The following is a 25,141-nucleotide window of genomic DNA, read 5'->3' as shown; positions in this document are numbered from 1 at the left end:
TGCTGTGCCTCGCAATTAAAAGTGGGATTTGTTCAGGCCGCCGTCGACATCAATAATTTGGCCGACAGTGAAAGGTAAGTTGCCGTTTGCCAGCGCATCGACGACCACGGCAATGTCCGTCGGCTGGCCCCAGCGTTTCATCGGCACCAGACCGCCGCCGATCAACTGGTCATACTTCGGTTTCACACCGCTGGTCATGTCAGTTTCGATGATACCAGGGCGAATTTCATAAACACCGATGCCTTCTTCCGCCAGGCGCAGCGCAAAAAGTTGCGTCACCATGCTGGCGGCTGCTTTCGATACGCAATATTCCCCGCGAGAAATCGATAAGCTGTGGGCGCTACAGGAAGTGATGTTGATAATAGAGCGGTGCTGATTATTAAGCTCACCCTGCGAAAGCATGGCGCGCGCCGCTTTTTGGCAAAAGAAGAACATTGCCCTGGTGTTGACGTCCTGACAGTATTGGTAATTATCCGGCGTGACCTCAAGCAGATCGCCACGCTGCTTTGCCGCCGTCCCGGCGTTGTTGACAAGGCAGTCCAGTCGCCCCCAGCGTTGCAAAACGGTGTCCAGCATCCCTTGCTGGAGAATTAAATCTGAAACATCACCCGGTAACGCCAGAGCTTCGATGCCAAATTGTTCTAATTCCGCTACCATGGCTTGTTGTCGGGCGCGACCTTCTTCGTTATCGCGTCCGTTGATTGCGACGTGAAACCCGGCTCTGGCAAGCGCCAACGCGCACGCTTTACCAATTCCCCGTGTCGAGCCTGTCACTAATGCTACCGGACGTTGCGAATGGATCATGAGCATACTCCCTGATGAGTGCCAAACATTTCAACTAAACAGTTGAAACTGTAAAAGCAGTATAGAAAGAGAGAAAAATTAAATTCATGATCGACTTCTCAAAATCAACCAACTGGTTGATTTATTTAAAACTACAATTAAAACAATAAATTGAATGGAGGATCTATGAAAGGGGAAGCCAGAACAAAGCGCAGGCATGATCCAGATCTCACAAAAAGCCTGATCCTTGATGCAGCCAAAAAGGAGTTCGCTGAAAAGGGTTTTGACGGGGCGAGGATTGATCAGATCGCCGCGACGGCGAACGTGAACAAACAGCTGATTTACTATTATTTCGACAACAAAGATACGCTGTTTACCCATGTTTTGCAGGCCGCGTACCAGGATATCCGTACCAAAGAGGCCGCACTGGAACTCGATCATCTGCCTGCCCGCGACGCGGTACTTGAACTGATGGATTTTACCTGGCACTACTACCTTGAGAACCCGGAATTTATCCAGTTGCTCAACAGTGAAAACCAGCTTAAGGCGCGCCATCTTAAGGAAGTGGATACGATTGTCCCCATCAACAGTAGCTGGCTTTCGATAACCCAGCGCATTCTTGAACGCGGTCAGCAGGATGGGACGATCCGCCCAGGTATTGATGCGATGCAGCTAAACATCACAATGTCGGCTTTGGGATTTTTCTATCTAATTAACCAGTCGACGCTGTCGATCATCTATCAGCAGGATCTTAAGCGTCCGGAAGCGCTGGTAACAAGGCGGAAGGTAATGCGCGAAACGATCGCGTGTTGGCTGGCGCCGGGGTTGCTGCCGTAAAAAAAGCAGGGTCGATTGACCCTGCCTTTGTGTTACTTCACGACACGCAGCGATGGACGCCCGCCGCGTGGTGGGGGATCATCATCCGGATCGTTATCGTCCGCATGATCGGGTTTGTCGCCATCGATCACCGACATCACCGTCTCGCCATCCGGCAGAGAGGTTTCGTCGTCGTCGTTCACCGTGACCACGTCTTCATCGTATGCCGTTTCAGGTTCGAACATCGTACCCGCGCCGTTTTCACGTGCGTAGATAGCAAGAACAGCGGCCAGCGGCACAGCAACCTGACGCGGGACGCCGCCAAAGCGCGCGTTAAAACGCACTTCATCATTCGCCAGTTCAAGATTACCCACGGCTCGCGGCGCAATGTTCAACACGATCTGCCCGTCACGCGCATACTCCATGGGCACGCGCACACCCGGCAACGTTACGTCGACGACCAGATGCGGGGTGAGCTGGTTATCGAGCAACCACTCATAAAAAGCCCGCAACAGGTAAGGACGGCGCGGTGTCAGTTGCGACAAGTCCATTCGATTAACCCCGGCCCAGGCGCATTTCGCGCTCGGCTTCTGTCAGAGACGCGAGGAATGAATCGCGTTCGAAAACACGTGTCATGTAGCCTTTCAGCTCTTTAGAGCCTGCGCCGCTGAGTTCAATACCCAGAATCGGCAAACGCCACAACAACGGCGCCAGGTAGCAATCCACCAGGCTGAATTCATCACTCAGGAAATACGGCTTCTGGCCGAACACCGGAGCAATCTGCATCAGTTCTTCACGCAGTTGACGGCGGGCGTTATCGGCCTGCGCGCCACTGCTGGACATGATCACTTCCATCAGCGAGTACCAGTCTTTCTCAATGCGATGCATGTAAAGACGGCTTTCACCACGCGCAACCGGATAAACCGGCATTAGCGGCGGATGAGGGAAACGCTCATCCAGGTATTCCATGATAATGCGTGATTCCCACAGAGTGAGTTCACGATCGACAAGAGTCGGTACGCTTTGATTCGGGTTGAGGTCAATCAGATCCTGAGGAGGATTATCCTTTTCCACGTGCTCAATTTCGAAGCTGACACCTTTTTCTGCCAGCACGATACGGACCTGATGGCTATAGATGTCAACAGGACCAGAAAACAGCGTCATTACCGAACGTTTGTTGGCAGCGACAGCCATGAAAACCTCCAGGTATATTCAGTATTTTTACTGCTACCAGTCTTACTTTGACCGGCGAGATGTTGGTAACCCACCCACGCGCACAGTCACTCTCGTTTAAACATCAAACAAAAAATGAACAATCCCAGGCATTTGGGCAGAAAATTGGATGATAGTTTACCAGATTTTGCGGGCTTTGTGGTGAGGGGATTCTGGAAATGCTGAAAAAGAAGAGAGAATCAACTCATTACTGTGGATAACGTGATTTTTATCCATAAAAAAACCCGGTAGAAACCGGGTTTTTTCGCCAATCGTTCTGCTTTCGCAGAAAGCAATTAACGTTTGGAGTACTGCGGACGGCGACGTGCTTTACGCAGGCCGACTTTCTTACGTTCAACCTGACGAGCGTCACGAGTGACGAAGCCAGCTTTACGCAGTTCAGAACGCAGGGACTCGTCGTACTCCATCAGAGCGCGGGTGATACCGTGACGGATCGCACCAGCCTGACCAGAGATACCACCACCTTTAACAGTGATGTACAGATCGAGTTTCTCAACCATGTCGACCAGTTCCAGCGGCTGACGAACTACCATGCGGGCAGTTTCACGACCGAAGTACTGTTCCAGAGAACGCTGGTTGATTACGATTTTACCGTTGCCCGGTTTGATGAACACGCGAGCAGCAGAGCTTTTGCGGCGACCAGTGCCGTAGTATTGATTTTCAGCCATTGCCTATAATCCCGATTAGATGTCAAGAACTTGCGGTTGCTGTGCCGCGTGGTTGTGCTCGTTGCCAGCGTAAACTTTCAGTTTACGGTACATAGCACGACCCAGCGGGCCTTTTGGCAGCATGCCTTTAACCGCGATTTCAATCACACGCTCAGGACGGCGGGCAATCATCTCTTCAAAGGTCGCTTCTTTGATACCACCGATGTGGCCAGTGTGGTGGTAGTACATTTTGTCTTCACGCTTGTTGCCGGTTACAGCAACTTTTTCTGCGTTCAGAACGATGATGTAGTCACCAGTATCAACGTGCGGAGTGTATTCCGCTTTATGCTTACCGCGCAGGCGACGTGCCAGTTCAGTAGCCAGACGGCCCAGAGTTTTACCTGTCGCGTCAACAACATACCAGTCGCGTTGTACGGTTTCTGGTTTAGCTGTAAAAGTTTTCATTAAAAGCTTACCCAAATAATAAGTTACACGTTGGTGAACACCCAAACGTTTAGTCAGTTGAGGTTCACACGACATTGTCCAGCAAACCTACCCCTTCGAATAGCCTATGCCGGCGCAGAGAAAGTTTTGGGAAAAAAACCTTCTTGTAACGTGGGGTCGCAGGATTATAGAGAAGTCGGGGTCAAAGATCGACCCCTATTTGTGATTTGAAGAGGCTTTTTCGGTGTTGGGGCTGTGCGGTCTGATGCCCTCCCCCCCCCCCCCAGCCCCTCTCCCACAGAGAAGCGGGCAGTTATGGCATATGTTGCCGCTTGAGGTACTCCTCGCTCTGCATCTCCTGCAGACGAGACAGACAGCGCTGGAACTCGAATTTCAGTCGCTCGCCCTGATAAATCTCGTACAGCGGAACCGCCGCGCTCACCACCAGCTTCACATGCCGTTCGTAGAATTCATCCACCAGTGCGATAAAACGCCGCGCCTCACTCTCCATTAACGGTGTCATGACGGGGACATCAAATAGCATGACGGTGTGATACAGACGAGAGAGGGCAATATAGTCGTGCTGACTGCGGGCATCCACACACAGCGTGGCGAACGATACCGCCAGCGTCTGATTTTCCACCCCCAGCGTCGCCAGCGGACGGTGATTGACCTCTAATACTGGAGAATGAGCCCGTTTTGCCCCTGCCAGCGCTTGCCAGAGTTTATCCATCTGCTGCTGCGTCTCTTCATTTAATGGCGAAAGCCACAGATGGGCCTGGGTCAATGTACGCAGACGATAATCCACACCCGCATCGACATTCATCACATCGCAGTACTGTTTGATGGCATCAATGGCCGGTAAAAAACGCGCCCGTTGCAACCCGTTACGATAAAGTTCGTCTGGCGGAATATTCGAAGTGGCGACCAGCGTAATCCCTCTGGCGAAGAGTGCCTTCATTAGCCCGCCGAGCAACATGGCGTCGGTGATATCCGATACGAAAAACTCATCAAAACAGAGCACATCGGTTTCGGCTTTGAAATGGTCGGCGACAATCTCCAGCGGATCGCTATGCCCCTGTAGTTGCGTTAATTCCTCATGCACACGCAGCATAAAACGGTGGAAATGCAGACGCTGTTTCCGTTCCCCAGGCAGGCTTTGATAAAAGAGGTCCATTAACCAGGTTTTACCGCGCCCGACGCCCCCCCACATATAAAGGCCGCGTACGGGGGTAAGCGTCGTGGGCTCACGCTTACCTAACAATTTGCCAAATTTCGCCATCAAGCCACCGCTTTGCGGGGCGGATTGTTCTTTGGTCACAATTTGCTGGTAAATGAGATCAAGACGGCTAACAGCTTCTTTTTGCACATCATCCGGCTGATGGCTACCCTCGTTGAGGGCATTGAGGTAACGCGATGTCGGGGTAAGGCTCTGCATGGTGTTATCGTTATTCCTTGAAAATCGATCCTGCCCACAGGGTTGGCGAAAAAAAGGTCGTTCTACCCTACGCGATGCCGCGTCGGGATTCCACTTCTGCGCGAATAGCGGTTATAGTGGCATAATCAGGCGCAGGCAAGGAGCTTGCAGCTATTACCCTACGGAACCATAAGACAATGGGAGAAGTACATGACCTGGGAATACGCGCTAATTGGGTTAGTCGTCGGCGTCATCATTGGTGCTGTGGCCATGCGTTTTGGAAACCGGAAATTACGCCAGCAACAGGCAATGCAGTACGAGCTGGAAAAAAATAAAGCAGAACTTGAAGAGTACCGTGAAGAGCTGGTCAATCACTTCGCTCGCAGCGCAGAACTCCTCGACAATATGGCGCATGATTACCGCCAGCTTTATCAGCACATGGCAAAAAGTTCCAGCAGCTTACTGCCGGAAATGTCTGCTGAGGAAAACCCATTCCGTAACCGTCTGGCGGAGTCCGAAGCGGGCAACGATCAGGCACCGGTACAGATTCCTCGCGACTATTCCGAAGGTGCCTCCGGCTTGCTGCGCGGCAACGCAAACCGCAAATAATCACTTTATTACCGCATTTTTAACGGGCGCACAGGTTGCGCCCGTCTTGTCTTTATAATCACAGCTATCATTTAGTCATTAACCTCATTGTTACCCGATTGAAATTTCAATAACATCAAACTGTTTTGCATCGTTTTCCCTTTCACTTCAGGTTACGAGAGCCAGCATCAATGAAGAAACAAACCCAGCTGTTGAGTGCGTTAGCGTTAAGTGTCGGGTTATCTCTCTCGGCACCCATCCAGACTATGGCAGCGATGCCATCGCAGGTTCCAGGCCAGGGAGCGCTTCCCAGCCTCGCGCCAGTGCTGGAGAAAGTTTTACCTGCCGTGGTGAGCGTGCAGGTGGAAGGAACGGCGGTACAAGGACAGAAAGTCCCTGATGAACTGAAAAAATATTTTGGCGACGAGTTGCCCGAACAGCAGCAGGCTCAGCCTTTTGAAGGGTTGGGTTCCGGGGTCATCATTGATGCAGCAAAAGGCTACGTGTTGACGAACAACCACGTCATTAACCAGGCGCAAAAAATCAATGTCCAGCTCAACGATGGTCGCGAGTTCGAGGCCAAATTGATTGGCGGCGACGATCAAAGCGACATTGCGCTGTTGCAGCTACAAAACCCCAGCAACCTCACGCAAATCGCGATCGCCGATTCCGATAAGTTAAGAGTGGGTGACTTTGTCGTTGCCGTGGGGAACCCGTTCGGGCTGGGGCAAACAGCGACATCCGGGATTGTTTCTGCTCTGGGCCGAAGCGGACTTAACCTCGAAGGACTGGAAAACTTTATCCAGACCGATGCCTCGATTAACCGCGGTAACTCCGGCGGCGCATTGCTGAACCTGAACGGTGAGCTTATTGGCATCAACACAGCAATCCTTGCGCCGAGCGGCGGCAGCGTCGGTATCGGTTTTGCGATTCCCAGTAATATGGCACAGACACTGTCTCGCCAGTTGATTCAGTTCGGCGAAATCAAACGCGGCCTGCTGGGTATTAAAGGGACCGAGATGAGTGCTGATATCGCCAAAGCCTTTAACCTGAATGTGCAGCGTGGCGCCTTTGTCAGCGAAGTGTTGCCGAACTCCGGCTCAGCGAAAGCGGGCATTAAATCTGGCGACGTGATTGTCAGCCTTAATGACAAGCCGCTGAATAGCTTTGCCGAACTGCGTTCACGCATTGCAACGACGGAACCAGGCGCAAAAGTGAAGTTAGGCATCCTGCGTGATGGCAAACCGCAGGATATTGAAGTCACACTGGATAAGAGCACTTCGTCTTCCGCCAGCGCTGAACTGATCTCCCCGGCGCTGCAGGGCGCCTCGTTGAGTGATGGTCAACTCAAAGACGGTACGAAAGGTATCAATATTGAGAACGTAGAAAAAGGCAGTGCGGCTGCTCAGGCAGGCCTGCATAAAGACGATGTCATTATTGGCATTAACCGTACGCAGGTGCAGTCCATTGCCGAGCTGCGTAAGGTTCTTGAAACCAAACCGTCGGTAATTGCTCTGCAAATCATCCGCGGCAATGAAACACTCTATTTATTGCTACGTTAAGCAAATACGATCCCGGACATCACCGCTGCATGTGATGTCCGGAAAACTCGTGCTATGCTGCTGCGACTCCCTAATGACGACGCCTGCATCATGTTTTTGAAGCTCTTACGCTCGGTTGCAATTGGTTTAATGGTTGGTGGCATTATCCTCGCCGCCCTGCCTTCGCTACGCCAGCATAACCCGCTAACCGCAACGCAATTTGACAGTACCGATGAAACGCCCGCCAGCTACAACCCGGCGGTTCGCCGCGCCGCGCCCGCGGTAGTCTATGTCTATAACCGTAGTATGAATACGTCATCCCATAATCGTCTGGAAATTCGTACCTTGGGTTCCGGTGTGATTATGGATCAGCGTGGCTATATCGTTACGAATAAACATGTTATCAACGATGCAGACCAGATAATCGTTGCCTTGCAGGATGGCCGCGTTTTTGAGGCGCTTCTGGTGGGGTCAGACTCCCTTACCGACCTGGCGGTACTGAAAATTAACGCCACTGGCGGCCTGCCGGTGATTCCGATCAATCCGCGTCGTGTACCGCACATTGGTGATGTGGTATTGGCGATTGGTAACCCCTATAACCTGGGGCAAACCATTACTCAGGGGATCATCAGTGCCACCGGGCGTATCGGCCTGAACCCAACCGGTCGCCAGAATTTCCTGCAAACGGATGCCTCCATCAACCACGGCAACTCCGGCGGCGCGCTGGTGAACTCGCTGGGTGAGTTAATGGGTATCAATACTCTCTCTTTCGACAAGAGCAATGATGGCGAGACACCGGAAGGTATTGGTTTCGCTATCCCCTTCCAGCTCGCAACGAAAATCATGGATAAGTTGATTCGCGATGGTCGGGTGATCCGTGGCTATATCGGTATCGGCGGAAGAGAAATCGCCCCTATGCATACCCAGAACGGCGGTATCGATCAAATTCAGGGGATCGTGGTTAATGAAGTCTCGCCAGATGGTCCGGCAGCCCGGGCAGGCATTCAGGTGAATGATGTTATTGTCAGCGTGAATGGTAAGCCTGCGATCTCGGCACTGGAAACCATGGACCAGGTCGCGGAAATTCGTCCCGGGTCAGAAATACCGGTTGAAGTGATGCGTGATGACAAGAAACTGAAACTACAAGTCACGATCCAGGAATATCCAGCGACCAACTAAAAGCGATAAAAAAACCGGAGCCCAATGAACTCCGGTTTTTTTGCGCGTCTCTGGAGGCAAACGGCGTACCAGACGGCGGCAGCTATTTATTTGTTAACAAAATCTTCGCCGAGCTGGATATCTTTTTTCAGGGTTTCCAGCATCCCTTCCAGCGCCTGCTGTTCAAAGGCGCTTAATTTGCCAATCGACTGGCGTTCTTCAATACCATTTTTACCTAACAGCAGCGGCTGAGAGAAGAAGCGGGCATACTGGCCATCGCCTTCAACATAGGCACATTCAACAACACCTTTTTCGCCCTGCAACGCACGCACCAGCGACAGGCCAAAGCGCGCGGCTGCCTGGCCCATAGAGAGTGTTGCAGACCCGCCACCCGCTTTTGCTTCGACCACCTCAGTGCCCGCGTTCTGAATACGTTTTGTCAGATCGGCAATTTCCTGCTCAGAGAAGCTGACACCCGGAATTTGCGACAGCAGCGGCAGAATGGTGACGCCTGAATGTCCGCCCACGACCGGCACTTCAACCTCGCCTGGCTGCTTACCTTTCAGCTCAGCCACAAAGGTATTGGAGCGAATGATATCCAGCGTTGTCACGCCGAACAGTTTGTTTTTGTCATACACACCGGCTTTTTTCAGCACCTCTGCGGCAATCGCCACTGTAGTGTTAACCGGGTTAGTGATCACGCCAATACAGGCTTTGGGGCAGGTTTTGGCAATTTGCGCGACCAGGTTTTTCACAATACCGGCATTCACATTAAAGAGATCGGAACGATCCATACCCGGTTTACGCGCGACGCCCGCGGAAATCAGCACCACATCCGCACCGTGCAGGGCAGGCGTTGCGTCTTCTCCAGAAAAACCTTTAATTTTCACTGCGGTAGGAATATGGCTGAGGTCAACAGCAACCCCAGGGGTTACAGGAGCAATATCATAGAGCGAGAGTTCTGAACCTGAAGGCAGTTGTGTTTTAAGTAGTAGAGCTAACGCCTGGCCGATGCCACCAGCTGCGCCGAGGACTGCAACTTTCATCATAAACTCCTTATTATGGTTAGCTAAATATTTTGTTACTCCATTGCGGCGACCTTAATTCACCCTGATAATTATGGCAACGAACCAGCCAAAATTCTGCGGCATGGCGCGCTTTTAAAATATTATAATGGGCTTTCACGACCGTCGGACCGGCAAACCAAGCAACTAAGATTGAGAGTTTACAATATAGCGCTGATATCCATCTAAACAATATCATTTCAGTAACATTTATTTTACTTTTGCTTGAATTTGCGACACATGACACAGTAGGTTCCATAACGTAATTTGATAAAATTTACGTGAACTATAAGAAAATTTGAGTTATTTCCACAGTAGATTATTTGCATAAAAATTCATCCATGTGCATAATAATGTAGTTTTCACGGCCTTAATACGGGTGACTTATGCGAAGCTCGACAAAACAAGAAGAATTAGTTAAAGCGTTTAAAGCGCTACTTAAAGAAGAGAAATTTAGTTCTCAGGGAGAGATTGTTCTGGCGTTACAAGAACAGGGCTTTGACAATATCAATCAGTCTAAAGTGTCCCGCATGTTGACTAAATTCGGCGCGGTGCGTACGCGCAACGCCAAAATGGAGATGGTGTACTGTTTGCCTGTCGAAATGGGTGTTCCAACCACCTCCAGCCCGCTCAAAAATCTGGTGCTTGATATCGATTACAACGACGCCGTTGTTGTTATTCATACCAGCCCAGGCGCTGCACAACTGATTGCGCGCTTACTGGACTCGCTGGGCAAAGCGGAAGGTATTCTGGGTACTATTGCCGGTGACGATACCATTTTCACTACCCCGGCAAGCGGCTTTACGGTCAAAGAACTTTACGAAGCCATCCTCGTTCTCTTCGAACAAGAGCTTTAATTCCTTCCCCCGGTTTCGTGCCGGGGAAGTGCCTCTGTTAGGGTCACACCTCTTTCTGATCCCCTTTGCTTTAACACAATGTGCGAATTTCTGTCGCATTTCATTCACGCAATGAATGTTTTCGCACAAAAAATCAAAATCACACATCCCCTTGATTTTAAATATTAAAAAATAAAACCCCGCTCAAAATCACCCGTTTTTTATGCCTTTTTGACTATAAAAAAAGGTTTCTTTACCACTTACTTACAATAGTAATAATTAGCTCAGTATTAATTTTACACGTTATTAGTGTATACTTGATTTTGTGATGAGGGTCACGAAACAAAGCCCTCAGGAATTAAGATTCGACGAGGTAAGCATTATGAAAATCAAATCAACTGTAGCAACACTCAGCATCCTTTCTGTTCTGTCATTTGGCGCATTTGCAGCAAGCTCTATCGATGCTGGCCAGGCGCAAAATCGCCAATCATTAGGCACCGTCTCCGTCGGTGGCATTGCATCATCCCCGATGGATATGCGTGCGGAACTGAACAAAAAAGCTGAAGAACAGGGTGCGTCTTCTTATCGCATCATCGAAGCACGTACCGGCGATAGCTGGCATGCCACTGCTGAACTGTATAAATAATTAACCGACAACCCTATGTCATCATCACTCAGCGGCACCAGGCATAAAAATAGCGGTATAAACCTTCTCGCCGTTGAGTATTGAGGAGAAAGACAATGAAACGTAACGCAATCATCGCAGCCCTTGGTTTAGCTTCACTGATCTCTTTTGGTGCCAGCGCAGCCACCCAACTGTCCGATAACCAAACACAAAACATGCAGGCCATTGGGACCATTTCTGTTTCCCAAACCGCAAGTTCTCCAATGAGCATCCGTGACGAATTATCTGCTAAAGCGGACGCGGCAGGCGCGAAAGCCTACCACGTGACCGAACTCCAGGAAGGTGATACCTGGCACGCAACGGCGGAACTCTACAAATAAACCCTCGTCGTCTACTCCGACGACTTGCCCCCGCCTGTCGGGGGCTTTTTTTGTGCTGCATTAGCGCACGTTAAAACGCAACTGCCCTTCCAGCTCTTCCTCCGCTTCATCAAACAGCAGAATGAGCGCGCCGAAACGCCGCCGCAGTGTTTCGCTAAGATGAATGAACTCAATTTCAACCGGTAACGGCAACTTTTCCGTCACCACTACCCATAATGAATCCAGATCGGTAATGCTTGCCCCATTGAGAGCAAACCGGCGGGAAAATTCGCGATAGAACTTACTTTGCGTGTCGATCTCAGCAAAATCGAAGGTATAGGTATTCATTGTCCGCCATCCAGCCCTGTCGGGCGGCTTACGCCACCCGTTTCACTATAATCCCCCGAGATGCAGGGTTTTGACTTCCATAAACTCTTCCAGCCCCAGAACGGAGCCTTCCCGCCCCAGGCCGGACTCTTTTACACCGCCAAAGGGGCCCAGCTCGGTAGATACCGCGCATTCATTGATACCAATCATCCCACTTTCAATCGCCTGGGAGACGCGAAATACGCGGGATAAGTTTTGGGTGTAGAAATAGGCTGCAAGACCAAACGGCGTTGCGTTAGCGCGCTGGATAACTTCATCCTCGGTCGTAAAGCGAAAACAGGCGGCGACCGGGCCAAACGTCTCTTCGTTCGCCAGCTTCATGCCATCGCTGCAATCCCCCAGGACTGTGGGTTGCCAGAAATTCCCCCCCAACGCGTGCGCTTTACCCCCAGCCAGAACTTTCGCCCCTTTTGCGACGGCGTCTTCCACGTGTTCACGTACTTTATCCACCGCAGAAGATTCAATAAGCGGGCCAACCACCACACCGTCGTCAAGACCATTCCCGACTTTAAGGGCATTGACCGCCTCTGCCAGTTTCTGCGTGAAGGTGTCATACACCGACTCATGAATATAAAAACGGTTAACGCTCACGCATACTTGCCCGGCATTACGGAATTTATTGGCAACCGCCCCTTTTACCGCCGCATCAATATCTGCGTCTTCAAAGACGATGTAAGGCGCGTTGCCCCCGAGTTCCATGGAGACTTTCTTCATGGTTTCAGCCGCGTTACGCACCAGCGTTTTACCGACGGCGGTAGATCCGGTAAAGGAAATTTTGCGTACATCATGGCTCGCCATGATCGCATCGCTAATTTCCGATGTATTCCCGGCAACTGCATTTAGCACACCATCCGGCACGCCCGCTTTTTTCGCCAGCGCCAGCAGCGCAAAGGCACTGAGCGGTGTGTTATTGGCGGGTTTAATCACGCCCGTACACCCTGCGGCTAACGCGGGTCCCAGCTTACGGGTCAGCATCGCCATCGGGAAATTCCATGGGGTTATCGCTGCCACAACGCCAATGGGTTCGCGGGTAGCAAAAATACGCGATCCGGGTTTTATCGGCGGGATAATTTCGCCATTAGCACGCTTCGCTTGCTCGGCGAACCATTGAATAAAGCTTGCAGCATAGTCCACCTCACCTTCGGCTTCTTTTAAGGGCTTGCCCTGTTCGGTGGTCATCAACCTTCCCAACCAGCTTTTGTTTTCAATGATCAATTCGTACCAGCGATAAAGGATAGCGGAACGCTCTTTTGCCGTTTTCGCACGCCAGGCGGGAAAAGCCCTGGTGGCTGCGGCGATAGCGGCTTCCGTCTCTTTTTTCCCGGCTTTTGCTACCTTTGCGACAACCTCGCCGGTCGCCGGGTTCAGTACGTCAAATGTCGTGTCCAACGATTTCCAGACGCCATCGACAAGATAGCCCGTCTGGAAAAGTTCGCTGTCCTGCAATGCCTGCGTTGTCATTTGTCCTCCTGATCTGTGATTTACAAAAGCTCCCGTAAAGTATAGCCATAAAAAAACCGACGCTTCTGGCGTCGGTTTCGGGTCTAGCTGCTGGTTAGGGCATGCTGATATTTGTGTAACATTCCGGTAAGTCGTTTTACCGGCTCGGTCACCTGCGGCGGCGCATCCCAGTGCTGCAATTTCGCCTGATAGACTTCCAGCTCCTCCAGCAACTGCGAGAAATAGTGCCGTCGTCTGCTGTCAGATCGGGCGGAGATGACGCTGTCAGCCGTACGGCGAAGCTGTCGATGGAACGCCGAAAGCTCATCATTCACCGGTACAGGCGCATCACGTAAACGCTGATGAGCAATGATCAATGTCAGCGCCAGGCGGAATTTCGCCACATCGCCAGGGAATTTATTCAACAGTAAAAAAAGCTGCTGATAGAGCGCAGGAAGATGGTTCTCTTTACGTCGCGCGCTGTTGGTTGTCATCGCCGAAACGGCCGCCGAGACAAACTGATTGAGCAACATCCGTCCGGTACGTGCCTGCGAATTATCCCGCACAAGCAAAATGACGATCAGCGCCAGCCCGCAGCCGATAATTTGCCCGAGCGCGCTATCAAGAAATTGGCTGAACTTAAACGTCATCGGGTTATCAAGCACGATAATGTTGATGGTACTTGCCAGCGCCCCCAGCGAACCCAGCCGCCGTTTCTGCACCTCGACACCGGCAAAAAAAGCCAGTACAGCCAGGCTGATGCAGAGCAATAGCATGCTCTGCTGCGTCGAAGGGATGATAAACAGAAAATAGAGCGCACCGACCGGCAGGGCGACCAACGTCCCTATCAGAAAATCAATGGCTACCATTTTCGGATTTGGCAGACGCATTGCCAGCGACGTCACCACCGCGATCATCACCATGGTTCCACTGCCGGAAGTCCAGCCGCTCCACAACCAGAATAAGGTTCCTAATCCGCAGGATAGAGTGGTACGCCAGAAGTTGACCATCGCATGATGGCGTTCCGCCGATGCCGGTTTGATAACCACTTCGCCGCGCAGGACTTCTTCTTCCGTCGCACTGATTTTGGTGTTGCTCACCACGCCGCGTTTGAGCAGCAAATACCGTGTTGCCGCCCCCACCCAGCTATAGATGGTGACTGGTGTTTCACGTTCACCGGTCCAGGCAATCACCCGGCGCATCCGCTTCATTTGTCTATGCACATCCTGAACGGTTTCTACGGGCTCATCGAACAGTTCGCGGAACGTGTCGGTAATCAATTCGGGTCGCGTATTCTGGATCAGATACGTTTCACACGCCTGGGTAATCAGCGTAAGCGACAACGTATTGATCGCTGTCAGACGGCGGTTGGCGCGCCCCCAGCGGGAAGATTCAATTTTCAGGTTGCTGCGCATCCCTTCCAGGGCAGTCGTGCGCCGCACCAGTGTTCCCCAGGCTTTATCCACATCTTCAGGGTCGCCATGTTTAATGCACAACTGCATTAGTTGGTATTGGGCCACCAGCAAACTGTCCAGCTCGCGGTCAATCTCGCGTTTAATCGAACGGGGCGAAAACAGCAAATCTGCCGCAATGGCGCAGACAATACCGATAACGATTTCACTGCAACGCTCAACGGCAAACTGAGGGGCCAGCAGCGGTTCGCTCTGGATCGTCACAACAATAATCAGCGCCGTATAGCCTGCCAGTCCCCAGGCATAAGAGTTCTCCACCCGGACGAGCGAAGAAACCCAGGTACAAAACCCCGCCCAGATACAGCAGACCGTCAGCATCAGGAATGGAGCGCGGATCATGGCGATGATGATGGTCAGACCGGCGATAGAGCCAATAAAAGTACCGACAATACGCAGCATACCGCGGTAACGAATCGCGCCCGACCAGGGTTCTCCCCCGGCAGCAAAAGCCGGACCTGCCGCCACAATCGCCGCCGTCAATACTGCCCAGCGCGGTGTTTCCAGTTGGAAATGAAAACCGACAAACAGCGCCAGTACGATAGCGCATGCGAGTTTGAGGGCGAAGCGAACGTGGTAGCTGGCGATGGAAAACATAGCCATAGGGATTAACCAAATTCACGCAGGCGATGAGCCAGTTTGCGGAAAAATGAGTCGTGGCTCTCATCGCGATCGGTTTGCCCCGTTACCACAACCGTTGCCGTCGTGCCTGCTGGCCAGAGGTTCCCCTGCTGCTCATCCAGGCGAATACGTACCGGCACGCGTTGCGCCAGACGTACCCACTCAAGATTCGAATCAATGGTCGCCATCCCTTTGCTGTCATTGCTGCTGCTGGCATTGGTCACCCCGGCGGCCACGCTCTCTACCGTGCCTTTCAGAACCCGGTTACTGCCCAGCGGAGTGATTTCGGCCCGGAAGCCAGGATGAACGCCCTCCAGTTTGGTCTCTTCCATATAAGCCTGAACATAGAAGGAGTTCTGTTTGACCAGCGCGACGGCCGTTGAACCACGGGTAATAAACTCCCCGGCGTAGACATTGAGGTTGGTAACCCAGCCGTCTGCCGGTGCGCGAATCACCGTGCGTTCCAGATCCAGTTTTGCCAGGTCGCGTGTGGCCTGCGCTTTCGCCAGTTGATGTAATACTGTCTGCAGGACGTTGTTGGCCTGATCGATTTCTTCGCGGGACATCGCCTGAACGCCAAGCTGGTTACGGCGGCCTGCTTCACGGCGCTTTTCACTTTCCAGCGCCTGGTAGTAAGCGACATCCGCTTCGGCCTCTTCCAGCGCTTTCTGATAACGCGGCTGATCGATGGTAAACAGCACCTGGTCTTTTTTAACCAGTTGGTTATCGTGAACGCTGACGTCGGTAATTAATCCGGCGACGTCAGGCGCGATAGCGACCACGTCGGCGCTAAAGCGCGCATCGCGGGTCCAGGGGGATTCTGTGTAGTACACCCATGCGCGGAAAATAGCGATGAAAGCGAGGATAACCAGCGCCAGGGTGATGGCGGTACGAAAGAAATTTCTTGTTAGTGTTTTCACTTCTACCTCAAACAAACAGACGCGACAGCAGGTAAAACAAGCAGCAGTAGAGCGCAGTATTGAACAACGCCGGATGCCAGACAAAATCATAGATCCCGGTTGGGATCAGCATGCGGCGCACCAGCCAGAAGATCGCCAGTGACAAAAGCAATTCAAAAAAAATCGGTGGGAACGACAGACCGAACACCACGATAACGGGAAACAGACTCATGTTGACCTTGATTAGAGAGAATGCAGGCGACAATATTTCTTATACGCACCGCAGCGGAGCAGGAAGCAAGGCGAGATCGGCACGTTAATTATTCAGCGAATAGTATATTAACGTAACTGTTATGCTGTTATCTATATTATGTGATCTAAATCACTTTTAAGCCAGAGTGAATAATGGAACGACTTAAACGCATGTCGGTATTCGCCAAAGTGGTGGAACAAGGCTCGTTTACTGCCGCGGCCCGGCAGTTGCAAATGAGCGTATCTTCCATCAGTCAAACGGTGGCGAAGCTGGAAGATGAGCTACAGGTTAAGCTGTTAAACCGCAGTACACGCAGCCTTGGGCTCACCGAAGCCGGGAAAATTTATTATCAGGGTTGCCGACGCATGCTGCATGAAGTGCAGGATGTCCATGAACAGCTTTACGCCTTCAATAACACGCCCATCGGTACGCTGCGCATTGGTTGTTCTTCAACCATGGCGCACAATGTTCTGGCGCAGATGACCGCCGCGATGCTGAAAGAGTACCCCGGTTTATCGGTGAATCTGGTGACGGGCATTCCCGCACCGGATCTGATTGCCGACGGGTTGGATGTCGTCATCCGGGTGGGCGCGTTGCAGGATTCCAGCCTGTTTTCACGTCGTCTGGGCGCGATGCCGATGGTCGTCTGCGCGGCTAAAAGTTATCTGGCCCAGTACGGTATTCCGGAAAAACCCACGGATCTTGTTAATCATTCATGGCTGGAATACAGCGTCAGACCAGATAATGAGTTTGAGCTGATCGCACCAGAGGGCATTTCCACTCGCCTGATCCCCCAGGGCCGCTTTGTCACCAACGATCCGATGACCATGACACGCTGGCTTACCGCCGGGGCCGGGATCGCCTATGTACCGTTGATGTGGGCGATCAACGAGATCAATAACGGGACGCTGGAGATCTTGTTCAGCCGCTATCAGTCCGATCCGCGTCCGGTATGGGCTCTGTATACGGAAAAAGACAAACTGCCGCTAAAGGTGCAGGTGTGTATTAACTATTTGACGGATTATTTTAACGAGGTCGCGAAGCTGTATCAGGGCGTACAGGGGCGGAGATTGTAGGATGCGATCCCGGATGACGGCACTGCGCCATCCGGGAATAAACCGAACTTACGCCGTCCCACCGACGGTCAGGTTGTCCACTTTCAGCGTCGGCTGACCGACACCCACCGGCAGGCTCTGGCCTTCTTTGCCGCAGACACCGACGCCGTTATCCAGTTTCAGGTCATTACCCACCATGGAGATCTGCTGCATGGCTTCAATGCCCGAGCCAATCAGGGTTGCCCCTTTCACCGGCTTCGTCACCTTGCCTTTTTCAATCAGATAGGCCTCTGAGGTAGAGAACACGAACTTACCGGAGGTGATATCCACCTGGCCACCGCCAAAGTTCGGCGCATAAATACCAAACTCGACCGACTCGATGATCTCCTGCGGCGTTGATTTCCCTGCCAGCATGTAGGTGTTGGTCATACGCGGCATCGGCAGATGCGCATAGGATTCGCGACGACCGTTACCGGTTGGCGCAACGCCCATCAGACGGGCATTCAACTTATCCTGCATGTAGCCTTTCAACACACCGTTCTCAATCAGCACATTGTACTGGCCCGGCGTACCTTCGTCGTCGATAGAGACGGAACCTCGGCGATCGGCAATGGTGCCATCATCAACAACAGTACAAAGCTCAGAGGCTACCAGCTCGCCCATGTGACCACTGAATACTGATGTGCCCCGGCGGTTAAAGTCGCCTTCCAGACCGTGCCCGACCGCCTCGTGCAGCAATACGCCCGGCCAGCCAGCGCCCAGCACCACAGGCAGTGTTCCGGCAGGCGCCGCCACAGCAGAGAGATTCACCAGTGCCATCCGCACGGCTTCTTTTGCCCAGGCATCGGCACGGACATCGCCATCGACATCTTTCAGGAACCAGTCATAGCCAAAACGACCGCCGCCACCGCTGGAGCCGCGTTCGCGTTTGCCGTCATCTTCCACCTGCACACTCACAGAGAGGCGTACCAGCGGGCGAACATCCGCCGCCAGCGTACCGTCCGTCGCGGCAACCAGAATTAATTCATACACACCGGTCAGGCTGGCGGACACTTCCTGTACACGCTTATCCGCTGCACGGGCCACTTTGTCGACGCGGCGCAGAATATCCAGCTTCTCTTCCCGGCTCATGCTTTGCAGCGGGTCAATGCTGGCATAGAGTCCCTGATGCTCAACGGCGCCGAGCGTTTGCACTCGCCCATCGCCCGACTCACGCACGATGGTACGTGCCGCCTGCGCGCTCTGCTCCAGCGCCAGCAGACTAATTTGGTCAGCGTAGGCAAAACCGGTTTTCTCGCCGCTTACCGCACGCACACCAACGCCTTGGTCGATGTTGTATGACCCGTCTTTGATGATACTGTCTTCCAGCACCCAGGATTCGTGATAGCTCGACTGAAAATAGAGGTCACCGTAGTCGAGTCGGCGCTCGGTCAATTGACAAAGGATGGAAAATAGATCCTGATGATTCAGGCCATTCGCTGCGAGCAATTGTTCACTTACCAGGTTCAGACTCATCGTTTGCTACTCGTCGTTGCCGCCACATCGGGCAATAAAAAAAGTGTGATATAAGGAGCTTGAGGCAATTCGCCGACGCCGTCAAATCATTGCTTTTTATCTGTACGCGGCTGGCGTAAGACTTCATTGATTTGTGGTTTGTCTACCGGACCGGTGATGTGATAACGCAAAATGGAGACTTTATTCCACAGCGGCCCCAAAACTTTACTGGCGGCGAACACCGCAGCACCGATAATCGGGTTAACGGCAAAGGCAGCCGCAACGCCTACCGTTGCTGAGATTTCCGGTGCGACAACTGCCTCGACATCTAACTGGCGCTGTACCAGATCCACCGACCCTTTCATCGCAATATCAGCTTCCAGGCCGTCCACCAGCGTATCGTCAGTATGCAGAATACCATCTTTGATCCAGGCGGCGCTGCGGATAGAGTCAAAATAGAACCCTTCACTGCTGAACGTGTCGCTGAAATCGAAACGAAGCTTGCGCAGCAACGCATCGACGCTAAACAGGCGCAACAGTTGCCCGGCGTGCCCGGTACTGATATCGGTAATATCCCCTTTGCCGAGGCGGGTGCGCAGAATACCGTTAAGCGACTCTTCCTGCGGCTGCCATGGCGCGCTACGCCAGTGTAAATCATAGTTCACATCAAACGGCGCATTGCGCACAGGCGTTGAAATCCCGAAGAAATTCATCGCCGAATCGATTTTGTCACCGTGCAGTGTACCTTTCAGTGAGGTACGTTCCCCGCCGATTTTGTTGACCCACTCGCCATCGGCAGTGAGGCGGGCAAAGCCGCTGTCGATGAGACCATTTGCCAGCGACAGGGTATCTCCGTTGATCGCGAAATCGCCCTCAATACGGCCATATTTTTGTCCCCACAGCCAGCACTCAGCACAACGCAGTTGCAGATCCGGCCAGCCGGTGAAGTCCACCTGCGTCTTGCCGCGCAGCAACGTCGACGGCGAAGAGATATCGTTGTCATCCGACGCTGTCGCTGACGGGTTGTAGTAAAGGTAGCGAATCGCAGCCTGCCACGGTGCGTTATCGCGCAGCGTAAACGTCCCGTTAATTTCACGCCCTTGTGCTTCGACAACCGACCCTGACGCCTGTGGCTGCGAGACAATGCTCAGGTTGTTCCACTGCTGACCTGCCAGGGTGAGCGCCGGAGTGCGCAGCGTGACACTGGCCGGGAAAGCCGTCGCGTTGCTGACGTTACTGGCAACGCCCTGGCGCAGCAGACCCAGCCACTGCGCACCATTCATTGGCGGCAGATTCAATTCAAGACCGGCCTGCTCAGGCAGTGGCGGCAGCGTGCGGCTATCAGATGTCCAGATTGCCCTGTCGAGGGTGAGTTTCTGGTTGAGTAACCAGCGACTGTTAAAATGGTTGCTATTGCCTGCGCTGCCGGTCAGATCGAAACTGCGCAGATTGCCTTCAACATTCACCTTCACCGGTAATGCTTTGCCCGCAGGTTTATCAAGCGGCGGCGGCAGGCGACTGGCGATATCCGTCAAGTCACCGTCGATACTGACGTTATATTTCGCCCCGGCGCTGTGCGGCAGTTCGATGTCCACTTTACCTTTCCAGCCCACACTGCCGCTCACCGCATCACTGAGCTGCTGCGGCATGACGCCCGTTTTCGCCGGTTGCCAGTTGCCATTCAGATTGACCGCCACCTGATAGGCTTTCGCCCCTTCGGTGGTCGTGAAATCAATGTTCACAGGCTGGTTAAACCACATCGCCTGCAGTGGCTCGCTTTTCAGATTACCGTTAACAAAGCTGAACGAGCCCCGCAAATCTTTCACCGTGCTGTTAAGCGGTTTAATGAACAGATTATTGTGGTTGAGGACGACATCGCCTTTCGCGGTCGTTATCTCGCCGTCCAGCGGAATATCAAGATGTAAGCGAGCACTCACATCACCATCCAACTGGAGCTCATCAAGGGCTGTTGAAAGCGTATCTTTTAGCGGCGTATCTTTAAAATAGGGCCCAACCGCTTTCCCTGGCCCGTTGATATCGGCATCAATGAGCAGTTTCTCTTTAATATAATCCGGAATGACAGCCGTCAGGTTTGTGGCTTTAACACCGCCTAATGCCACTTCATCCGTCTTCATCCACAGGCCGTCATTGATGAAATCGAGTTGAATATCGAAATTTTTCAGCGCAGGCCAGTCTGGCTGAAAGGCAAAGGTGGCGTTACGTAACGGCACCAGCACCTCAAACTGCCCTTCATTATGCTTATAAGGAAATAGCCGTGGGTTGCCGCCATAGACCAGCGTCGCGTTATCAGCCTGCCCGCCCTGAATCGCCGCGCTCAGGTAATCCACCAGCGCTTTGCCCATCAGGTTTTCCGGGAAGTAGCGCCATGCCTGGCCGCCATCGGTAACATTAATGCCTGCCAGAATACCCAGCCACGGCTCGTCGTCTTTAGGCTGCAAGTAGCGGAAATCGCCCCTGGCGTGAATCGCATTCGCCTGCACGTCGATATCATGTCCATCAATCTGCAGACCACGCTCATCGTTTTGCCAGGCGAGGGTCGCTACCCCTTTTTCAATCTCCAGCGGCGCACGGAAAACCGTGGCATAAGGCATTTTTGCCTTTGCCATGTCGACAGTCACGCGCCCATTTTCAACGCTACCAGACAACGTACCGGAAAGGTTCTCGACGCCGGGCAGCAGCTCCCACTGCTTCCAGGAGATGTCTTTCCAGTTTGCCTGGAAGCGCGTTTTTTCCGTCGCCTGTAGCGGAATATCCAGCGCCAGGTTTTCCAGCAGCCCTTCCGGGGCCATTGTTCGCCAGACTTTTCCCAGTTGTGGTGAAATTTTTTCGGCAATCGGCAACATACCATCAAGCGCACCCAGATCGAGGCGACTGGCGCGGACGCGTAATTCATCGCTACGCTGATCTTTTTCCCCACCCGCTTCCTGGGCCGGCACCCACGCAAAGGCCAGCGAGCCTTGCGGCCACGGGTGTCCATCCATTGTGATGCGCGTAGTGGGAATATCAAACTGCCAGCCCTGCTGCTGACGCGAGACGTGTGCCGTCAGGTTATCAACCAACAGTTGGTGATTATCTTTGTCCCCAGGCCAGCTTGCGCCGCCTTTTTTAAGCCAGACATCACCACTTTCCACCACACCTTTATTGAGGGTCATCCAGCCTTCGAGACTGAATTGGGCGCTCTCCAGGGCAACGTTGTCCTGCATCCATTTATTAAGCCAGGGCTTAACGTCGATGTCGTCCGCCTGTAGCCACAGCCGACCGTTATTGAGGATGCCCCGGTCATCGCGAAGATCCATTCTCACTTGCATAATGCCATGCTGTCCGGTCAGGCTGGACAGGCTCACCTGGCCTTCTGCACGGTGTCGGTCATCGCTATTAAGCCAGGTCAATTGAGGGATCGCGAGTTCGGCACGCTGGCCGGAGAGGGTCAAAAAGCTAAGGCGACTGTCGCGCAGAACGAAGTGATCGAACTGGCGAAGGAAAAGATCGCGGATACGGTCAGTTTCTATCGCTTTACCATCATCATTGCGCTGTAACGGGGTATTCGTGCGCACAGCCAACTGATAAAACGTGAGATCGCGGAACTGCCAGCGCATTTGTAGCAGGCTTTGCCAGACGTCCAGCGCCAGGGTGACGCGTTTAACGGACAGATCGCCGCCGTCATTGAGGGTGGCTTTAACGTCACGAACGTCGAGGATGGGGCCGAAATTTTCCCAACTGGCGTTCAACTGACTGGCATCGGCCACAATACCGGTGTGTGCCTGAATTTTCGCCAGGATTTCAGGGCGCCAGTTATCCAGATGGGGCAGGATGAGGCGCAAGCTACTTACCAGCAGCGCCACTATCACCACCAGCGTCGCACCTGTAAGCAGCAATATCCCCGGCAATCGCCTCACGCACCTCTCCTTGTTAACAAACGTCTGGACGTAATCGTCTTTTACATCATCACCACATCAAACTGCTCCTGATTATAGAGCGGCTCAATTTGCACTTTAACTTGCTTACCGACAAAGATTTCGACCTCAGCCAGCGCATGAGACTCTTCCCCTTTCAGGGTTTCCGCCACAGCAGGAGAAGCATAGACCAGGAAACGATCCGAGTCGTAAGCATGGTGTACGCGAACGATCTCGCGCATGATTTCGTAGCAGACGGTTTCCACCGTTTTTACTGTGCCTCGTCCATGGCAGGTTGGGCATTCATTACAGAGAACATGTTCCACGCTTTCACGTGTACGTTTACGGGTCATCTCAACCAGGCCGAGCTGAGAGAAACCGTTTATGCTGGTCTTCACACGGTCCTTGCTCAAGGCTTGTTCCAGTGAATGCAGGACACGGCGGCGATGGTCATCGTTATTCATATCAATGAAATCAATGATGATAATGCCGCCAAGGTTACGTAAACGCAGTTGGCGAGCGATAGCCTGCGTGGCTTCGATATTGGTATTGAAAATGGTGTCATCGAGATTACGGTGGCCAACGAACGCCCCGGTGTTGATATCCACCGTCGTCATCGCTTCGGTCTGGTCAATAACCAAATAGCCACCGGATTTCAACTCCACTTTTCTTTCCAGCGCGCGCTGGATTTCATTCTCAACGTCATAGAGATCGAATATCGGCTGGCGACCGCTGTAATGTTCAATCATGCTGGTCATTTCCGGCATGTACTCAGCGGTGAACTCCAGCAGCATCTCATAGGTCAGACGTGAGTCAACGCGGATCCGGTCAAGTTGAGCATCGGCAAAATCACGCAGCACACGCTGCGCCAGCGCCAGTTCGCCGTAGAGCTTGCACCGGGTCTGCTGACGCTTTTTGCGCTCCATGACTTTCGTCCATACCCGCTTGAGGTAGGCTGCATCGGAGGCGAGATCCTCATTGCACACCCCTTCTGCCGCTGTACGAATGATGAATCCGCCCTGCTCATCGCAATACTCAGAGACGACCTGCTTGAGTCGCTCACGTTCAGCCTCGCTTTCAATACGCTGAGAAACCCCAACGTGTGATGCGCCAGGCATGAAGACCAGATAGCGAGAAGGTAGAGTGATGTCTGTGGTCAGGCGAGCACCTTTGGTACCCAGCGGATCTTTCACCACCTGCACCATCAGGTCCTGCCCCTGACGCACCAGCTCAGAGATATCGCGAACGGTGAAGTTCTTCTGCTCTTCCCCCGCCACACATTCGGTGTGAGGCATAATGTCAGAGGCATGAAGAAACGCGGCCTTATCCAGACCAATATCTACAAAAGCCGCCTGCATACCAGGCAGTACGCGACTGACCCGACCCTTGTAGATATTGCCTACTATCCCGCGCCGCGCTTCACGTTCAATGTGAATCTCTTGCAGGATACCGCCATCGATATAGGCCACGCGTGTTTCCGATGGCGTAATGTTGACTAACAATTCAGCCGTCATGATTGTCTCTTCCCTCGCGCAATGCGTTAAAGTTGCTCAACAGTTCCCAGGTCTCTACCAGCGGCAAACCCACCACAGCGTGATAACTCCCGTTTATTTTCCTGACAAAACAGCCGCCCAGCCCCTGAATTCCGTACGCACCGGCTTTGTCCATCGGCTCACCGCTGGCAACATAGGTAGCAATATCATCATCAGAAAGGGTTCGGAACGTCACCTCGGTTGTCACCAGACAATCCAGCAGGTGTTGGTTGTCCGCCAGCGCGACGGCCGTCATCACCTGATGGGTCTGACCAGAGAGCTGTCGCAGCATTTTAGCAGCATGCGAGGAGTCTTTCGGTTTTTCAAGCACTTCACCATTAAATATGACAATCGTGTCAGCCCCCAGCACGGGCAAATCGCGAGAAACCATCGCCACACCTGCGAGCGCCTTTTCCCTTGCCAGCCGCACAACATAATGTTGGGCGCTTTCTTGCGCCCGACGTTGCTCTTCAATACCGGGAATAATTCGCTCGAAGGTCACGCCCAGTTGAGTGAGCAGTTCCTGACGACGCGGGGAACCAGAGGCAAGCCAAATCGATGTCATA

The 25,141-nt window shown here is 52.8% G+C and carries 24 protein-coding genes; 8 read left to right on the top strand and 16 right to left on the bottom strand.

Annotation, left to right across the window (positions count from 1 at the left end; genetic code table 11):
• Window positions 1-15: 15 nt before the first annotated feature.
• A complete protein-coding gene (locus C5523_RS02870; protein WP_052249198.1) occupies window positions 16-804 on the bottom strand; it encodes a 3-ketoacyl-ACP reductase in 789 nt (262 codons plus the stop codon).
• Between the two features lie 165 nt (window positions 805-969).
• Between C5523_RS02870 and C5523_RS02865 the strand changes: the two genes are divergently transcribed.
• Complete coding sequence (locus tag C5523_RS02865; RefSeq protein ID WP_071194425.1) at window positions 970-1,620, top strand: TetR/AcrR family transcriptional regulator; 651 nt, start codon at window positions 970-972, stop codon at window positions 1,618-1,620.
• 32 nt (window positions 1,621-1,652) lie between these two features.
• Here the strand turns inward: C5523_RS02865 and sspB are convergent, their stop codons facing one another.
• From sspB to zapE, 5 genes are all read right to left on the bottom strand, one after another.
• Window positions 1,653-2,150 (bottom strand): ClpXP protease specificity-enhancing factor, encoded by a 498-nt coding sequence (gene sspB / locus C5523_RS02860; protein ID WP_039077428.1) that lies wholly within the window; start codon window positions 2,148-2,150, stop codon window positions 1,653-1,655.
• Window positions 2,151-2,154: 4 nt separating this feature from the next.
• Entirely contained in the window at window positions 2,155-2,793 is a 639-nt protein-coding gene (sspA, locus tag C5523_RS02855) for a stringent starvation protein SspA (protein ID WP_039077427.1), read from the bottom strand.
• A 314-nt stretch (window positions 2,794-3,107) separates the two neighbouring features.
• Window positions 3,108-3,500 (bottom strand): 30S ribosomal protein S9, encoded by a 393-nt coding sequence (gene rpsI / locus C5523_RS02850; RefSeq protein WP_002437466.1) that lies wholly within the window; start codon window positions 3,498-3,500, stop codon window positions 3,108-3,110.
• Between the two features lie 15 nt (window positions 3,501-3,515).
• Window positions 3,516-3,944 carry a 50S ribosomal protein L13 gene (gene rplM / locus C5523_RS02845; RefSeq protein ID WP_013364512.1) on the bottom strand — a complete coding sequence of 143 codons (429 nt, stop codon included), beginning with the start codon at window positions 3,942-3,944 and terminating at the stop codon, window positions 3,516-3,518.
• A 292-nt stretch (window positions 3,945-4,236) separates the two neighbouring features.
• On the bottom strand, window positions 4,237-5,361 hold the full coding sequence (gene zapE / locus C5523_RS02840; protein ID WP_079497044.1) for a cell division protein ZapE: 1,125 nt from the start codon (window positions 5,359-5,361) through the stop codon (window positions 4,237-4,239).
• A gap of 189 nt (window positions 5,362-5,550) precedes the next feature.
• Here zapE and zapG point away from each other — a divergent pair, with 189 nt between their 5' ends.
• The 3 genes from zapG to degS all read left to right on the top strand — a co-directional run bounded on the left by zapG (window position 5,551) and on the right by degS (window position 8,648).
• Complete coding sequence (gene zapG, locus C5523_RS02835) at window positions 5,551-5,949, top strand: Z-ring associated protein ZapG (protein ID WP_039077425.1); 399 nt, start codon at window positions 5,551-5,553, stop codon at window positions 5,947-5,949.
• Window positions 5,950-6,119: 170 nt separating this feature from the next.
• Window positions 6,120-7,490: a serine endoprotease DegQ gene (gene degQ, locus C5523_RS02830; protein WP_039077424.1), complete on the top strand. Its 1,371-nt coding sequence runs from the start codon at window positions 6,120-6,122 to the stop codon at window positions 7,488-7,490.
• Window positions 7,491-7,580: 90 nt separating this feature from the next.
• Window positions 7,581-8,648 (top strand): outer membrane-stress sensor serine endopeptidase DegS, encoded by a 1,068-nt coding sequence (degS, locus tag C5523_RS02825; protein ID WP_107223896.1) that lies wholly within the window; start codon window positions 7,581-7,583, stop codon window positions 8,646-8,648.
• An 86-nt stretch (window positions 8,649-8,734) separates the two neighbouring features.
• On the opposite strand, the gene mdh is transcribed toward degS, so the two are convergent.
• Window positions 8,735-9,673, bottom strand: a complete 939-nt coding sequence (gene mdh, locus C5523_RS02820) for a malate dehydrogenase (RefSeq protein WP_039077423.1) — start codon at window positions 9,671-9,673, stop codon at window positions 8,735-8,737.
• A 404-nt stretch (window positions 9,674-10,077) separates the two neighbouring features.
• On the opposite strand from mdh, the gene argR reads away from it, so the two are divergent.
• The 3 genes from argR (at window position 10,078) to yhcN (C5523_RS02805) (ending at window position 11,532) form a co-directional block, all read left to right on the top strand.
• Window positions 10,078-10,548 (top strand): transcriptional regulator ArgR, encoded by a 471-nt coding sequence (gene argR, locus C5523_RS02815; protein WP_108700565.1) that lies wholly within the window; start codon window positions 10,078-10,080, stop codon window positions 10,546-10,548.
• Window positions 10,549-10,909: 361 nt separating this feature from the next.
• The gene (gene yhcN, locus C5523_RS02810) at window positions 10,910-11,173 is read left to right on the top strand and encodes a peroxide/acid stress response protein YhcN (RefSeq protein WP_039077421.1); all 264 of its coding nucleotides are present in this window, start codon (window positions 10,910-10,912) and stop codon (window positions 11,171-11,173) included.
• 95 nt (window positions 11,174-11,268) lie between these two features.
• Window positions 11,269-11,532 carry a peroxide/acid stress response protein YhcN gene (gene yhcN, locus C5523_RS02805; RefSeq protein WP_039077420.1) on the top strand — a complete coding sequence of 88 codons (264 nt, stop codon included), beginning with the start codon at window positions 11,269-11,271 and terminating at the stop codon, window positions 11,530-11,532.
• Window positions 11,533-11,592: 60 nt separating this feature from the next.
• Here yhcN (C5523_RS02805) and C5523_RS02800 read toward each other — a convergent pair whose 3' ends face one another.
• The 5 genes from C5523_RS02800 to aaeX all read right to left on the bottom strand — a co-directional run bounded on the left by C5523_RS02800 (window position 11,593) and on the right by aaeX (window position 16,559).
• The gene (locus tag C5523_RS02800) at window positions 11,593-11,859 is read right to left on the bottom strand and encodes a hypothetical protein (RefSeq protein ID WP_107223885.1); all 267 of its coding nucleotides are present in this window, start codon (window positions 11,857-11,859) and stop codon (window positions 11,593-11,595) included.
• Window positions 11,860-11,904: 45 nt separating this feature from the next.
• Window positions 11,905-13,359, bottom strand: coding sequence for an NAD-dependent succinate-semialdehyde dehydrogenase (locus C5523_RS02795; RefSeq protein WP_107223886.1), 1,455 nt, complete (start codon window positions 13,357-13,359; stop codon window positions 11,905-11,907).
• An 83-nt stretch (window positions 13,360-13,442) separates the two neighbouring features.
• Window positions 13,443-15,410 carry a p-hydroxybenzoic acid efflux pump subunit AaeB gene (aaeB, locus tag C5523_RS02790; protein ID WP_107223887.1) on the bottom strand — a complete coding sequence of 656 codons (1,968 nt, stop codon included), beginning with the start codon at window positions 15,408-15,410 and terminating at the stop codon, window positions 13,443-13,445.
• 5 nt (window positions 15,411-15,415) lie between these two features.
• On the bottom strand, window positions 15,416-16,348 hold the full coding sequence (gene aaeA, locus C5523_RS02785) for a p-hydroxybenzoic acid efflux pump subunit AaeA (RefSeq protein ID WP_039077416.1): 933 nt from the start codon (window positions 16,346-16,348) through the stop codon (window positions 15,416-15,418).
• A gap of 7 nt (window positions 16,349-16,355) precedes the next feature.
• The gene (gene aaeX, locus C5523_RS02780) at window positions 16,356-16,559 is read right to left on the bottom strand and encodes a p-hydroxybenzoic acid efflux pump operon protein AaeX (RefSeq protein WP_039077415.1); all 204 of its coding nucleotides are present in this window, start codon (window positions 16,557-16,559) and stop codon (window positions 16,356-16,358) included.
• Window positions 16,560-16,732: 173 nt separating this feature from the next.
• Here aaeX and aaeR point away from each other — a divergent pair, with 173 nt between their 5' ends.
• Window positions 16,733-17,656, top strand: coding sequence for an HTH-type transcriptional activator AaeR (aaeR, locus tag C5523_RS02775; protein WP_071194419.1), 924 nt, complete (start codon window positions 16,733-16,735; stop codon window positions 17,654-17,656).
• A 48-nt stretch (window positions 17,657-17,704) separates the two neighbouring features.
• On the opposite strand, the gene tldD is transcribed toward aaeR, so the two are convergent.
• The 4 genes from tldD to C5523_RS02755 form a co-directional block, all read right to left on the bottom strand.
• Window positions 17,705-19,150: a metalloprotease TldD gene (gene tldD / locus C5523_RS02770; RefSeq protein WP_107223888.1), complete on the bottom strand. Its 1,446-nt coding sequence runs from the start codon at window positions 19,148-19,150 to the stop codon at window positions 17,705-17,707.
• 86 nt (window positions 19,151-19,236) lie between these two features.
• Entirely contained in the window at window positions 19,237-23,046 is a 3,810-nt protein-coding gene (yhdP, locus tag C5523_RS02765) for an AsmA2 domain-containing protein YhdP (RefSeq protein WP_107223889.1), read from the bottom strand.
• 41 nt (window positions 23,047-23,087) lie between these two features.
• Window positions 23,088-24,557, bottom strand: coding sequence for a ribonuclease G (gene rng / locus C5523_RS02760; RefSeq protein WP_039077411.1), 1,470 nt, complete (start codon window positions 24,555-24,557; stop codon window positions 23,088-23,090).
• On the bottom strand, window positions 24,547-25,140 hold the full coding sequence (locus tag C5523_RS02755) for a nucleoside triphosphate pyrophosphatase (protein ID WP_039077410.1): 594 nt from the start codon (window positions 25,138-25,140) through the stop codon (window positions 24,547-24,549). Before C5523_RS02755 ends, rng begins: the two co-directional genes overlap by 11 nt.
• Window position 25,141 lies beyond the last annotated feature (1 nt).

This window comes from Phytobacter sp. SCO41 (assembly GCF_003073275.1).
Lineage (GTDB): Bacteria > Pseudomonadota > Gammaproteobacteria > Enterobacterales > Enterobacteriaceae > Phytobacter > Phytobacter diazotrophicus.
The sequence above is the reverse complement of the archived record's forward strand: the minus strand, read 5'-3'. Positions and strand labels throughout refer to the sequence as shown.

Excerpts from the sequence above, each read along its gene's own strand:
- C5523_RS02870 (WP_052249198.1), bottom strand. The coding sequence starts at position 804 with ATGATCCATTCGCAACGTCCGGTAGCATTAGTGACAGGCTCGACACGG.
- C5523_RS02865 (WP_071194425.1), top strand. The coding sequence starts at position 970 with ATGAAAGGGGAAGCCAGAACAAAGCGCAGGCATGATCCAGATCTCACA.
- sspB (WP_039077428.1), bottom strand. The coding sequence starts at position 2,150 with ATGGACTTGTCGCAACTGACACCGCGCCGTCCTTACCTGTTGCGGGCT.
- sspA (WP_039077427.1), bottom strand. The coding sequence starts at position 2,793 with ATGGCTGTCGCTGCCAACAAACGTTCGGTAATGACGCTGTTTTCTGGT.
- rpsI (WP_002437466.1), bottom strand. The coding sequence starts at position 3,500 with ATGGCTGAAAATCAATACTACGGCACTGGTCGCCGCAAAAGCTCTGCT.
- rplM (WP_013364512.1), bottom strand. The coding sequence starts at position 3,944 with ATGAAAACTTTTACAGCTAAACCAGAAACCGTACAACGCGACTGGTAT.
- zapE (WP_079497044.1), bottom strand. The coding sequence starts at position 5,361 with ATGCAGAGCCTTACCCCGACATCGCGTTACCTCAATGCCCTCAACGAG.
- zapG (WP_039077425.1), top strand. The coding sequence starts at position 5,551 with ATGACCTGGGAATACGCGCTAATTGGGTTAGTCGTCGGCGTCATCATT.
- degQ (WP_039077424.1), top strand. The coding sequence starts at position 6,120 with ATGAAGAAACAAACCCAGCTGTTGAGTGCGTTAGCGTTAAGTGTCGGG.
- degS (WP_107223896.1), top strand. The coding sequence starts at position 7,581 with ATGTTTTTGAAGCTCTTACGCTCGGTTGCAATTGGTTTAATGGTTGGT.
- mdh (WP_039077423.1), bottom strand. The coding sequence starts at position 9,673 with ATGAAAGTTGCAGTCCTCGGCGCAGCTGGTGGCATCGGCCAGGCGTTA.
- argR (WP_108700565.1), top strand. The coding sequence starts at position 10,078 with ATGCGAAGCTCGACAAAACAAGAAGAATTAGTTAAAGCGTTTAAAGCG.
- yhcN (WP_039077421.1), top strand. The coding sequence starts at position 10,910 with ATGAAAATCAAATCAACTGTAGCAACACTCAGCATCCTTTCTGTTCTG.
- yhcN (WP_039077420.1), top strand. The coding sequence starts at position 11,269 with ATGAAACGTAACGCAATCATCGCAGCCCTTGGTTTAGCTTCACTGATC.
- C5523_RS02800 (WP_107223885.1), bottom strand. The coding sequence starts at position 11,859 with ATGAATACCTATACCTTCGATTTTGCTGAGATCGACACGCAAAGTAAG.
- C5523_RS02795 (WP_107223886.1), bottom strand. The coding sequence starts at position 13,359 with ATGACAACGCAGGCATTGCAGGACAGCGAACTTTTCCAGACGGGCTAT.
- aaeB (WP_107223887.1), bottom strand. The coding sequence starts at position 15,410 with ATGGCTATGTTTTCCATCGCCAGCTACCACGTTCGCTTCGCCCTCAAA.
- aaeX (WP_039077415.1), bottom strand. The coding sequence starts at position 16,559 with ATGAGTCTGTTTCCCGTTATCGTGGTGTTCGGTCTGTCGTTCCCACCG.
- aaeR (WP_071194419.1), top strand. The coding sequence starts at position 16,733 with ATGGAACGACTTAAACGCATGTCGGTATTCGCCAAAGTGGTGGAACAA.
- tldD (WP_107223888.1), bottom strand. The coding sequence starts at position 19,150 with ATGAGTCTGAACCTGGTAAGTGAACAATTGCTCGCAGCGAATGGCCTG.
- rng (WP_039077411.1), bottom strand. The coding sequence starts at position 24,557 with ATGACGGCTGAATTGTTAGTCAACATTACGCCATCGGAAACACGCGTG.
- C5523_RS02755 (WP_039077410.1), bottom strand. The coding sequence starts at position 25,140 with ATGACATCGATTTGGCTTGCCTCTGGTTCCCCGCGTCGTCAGGAACTG.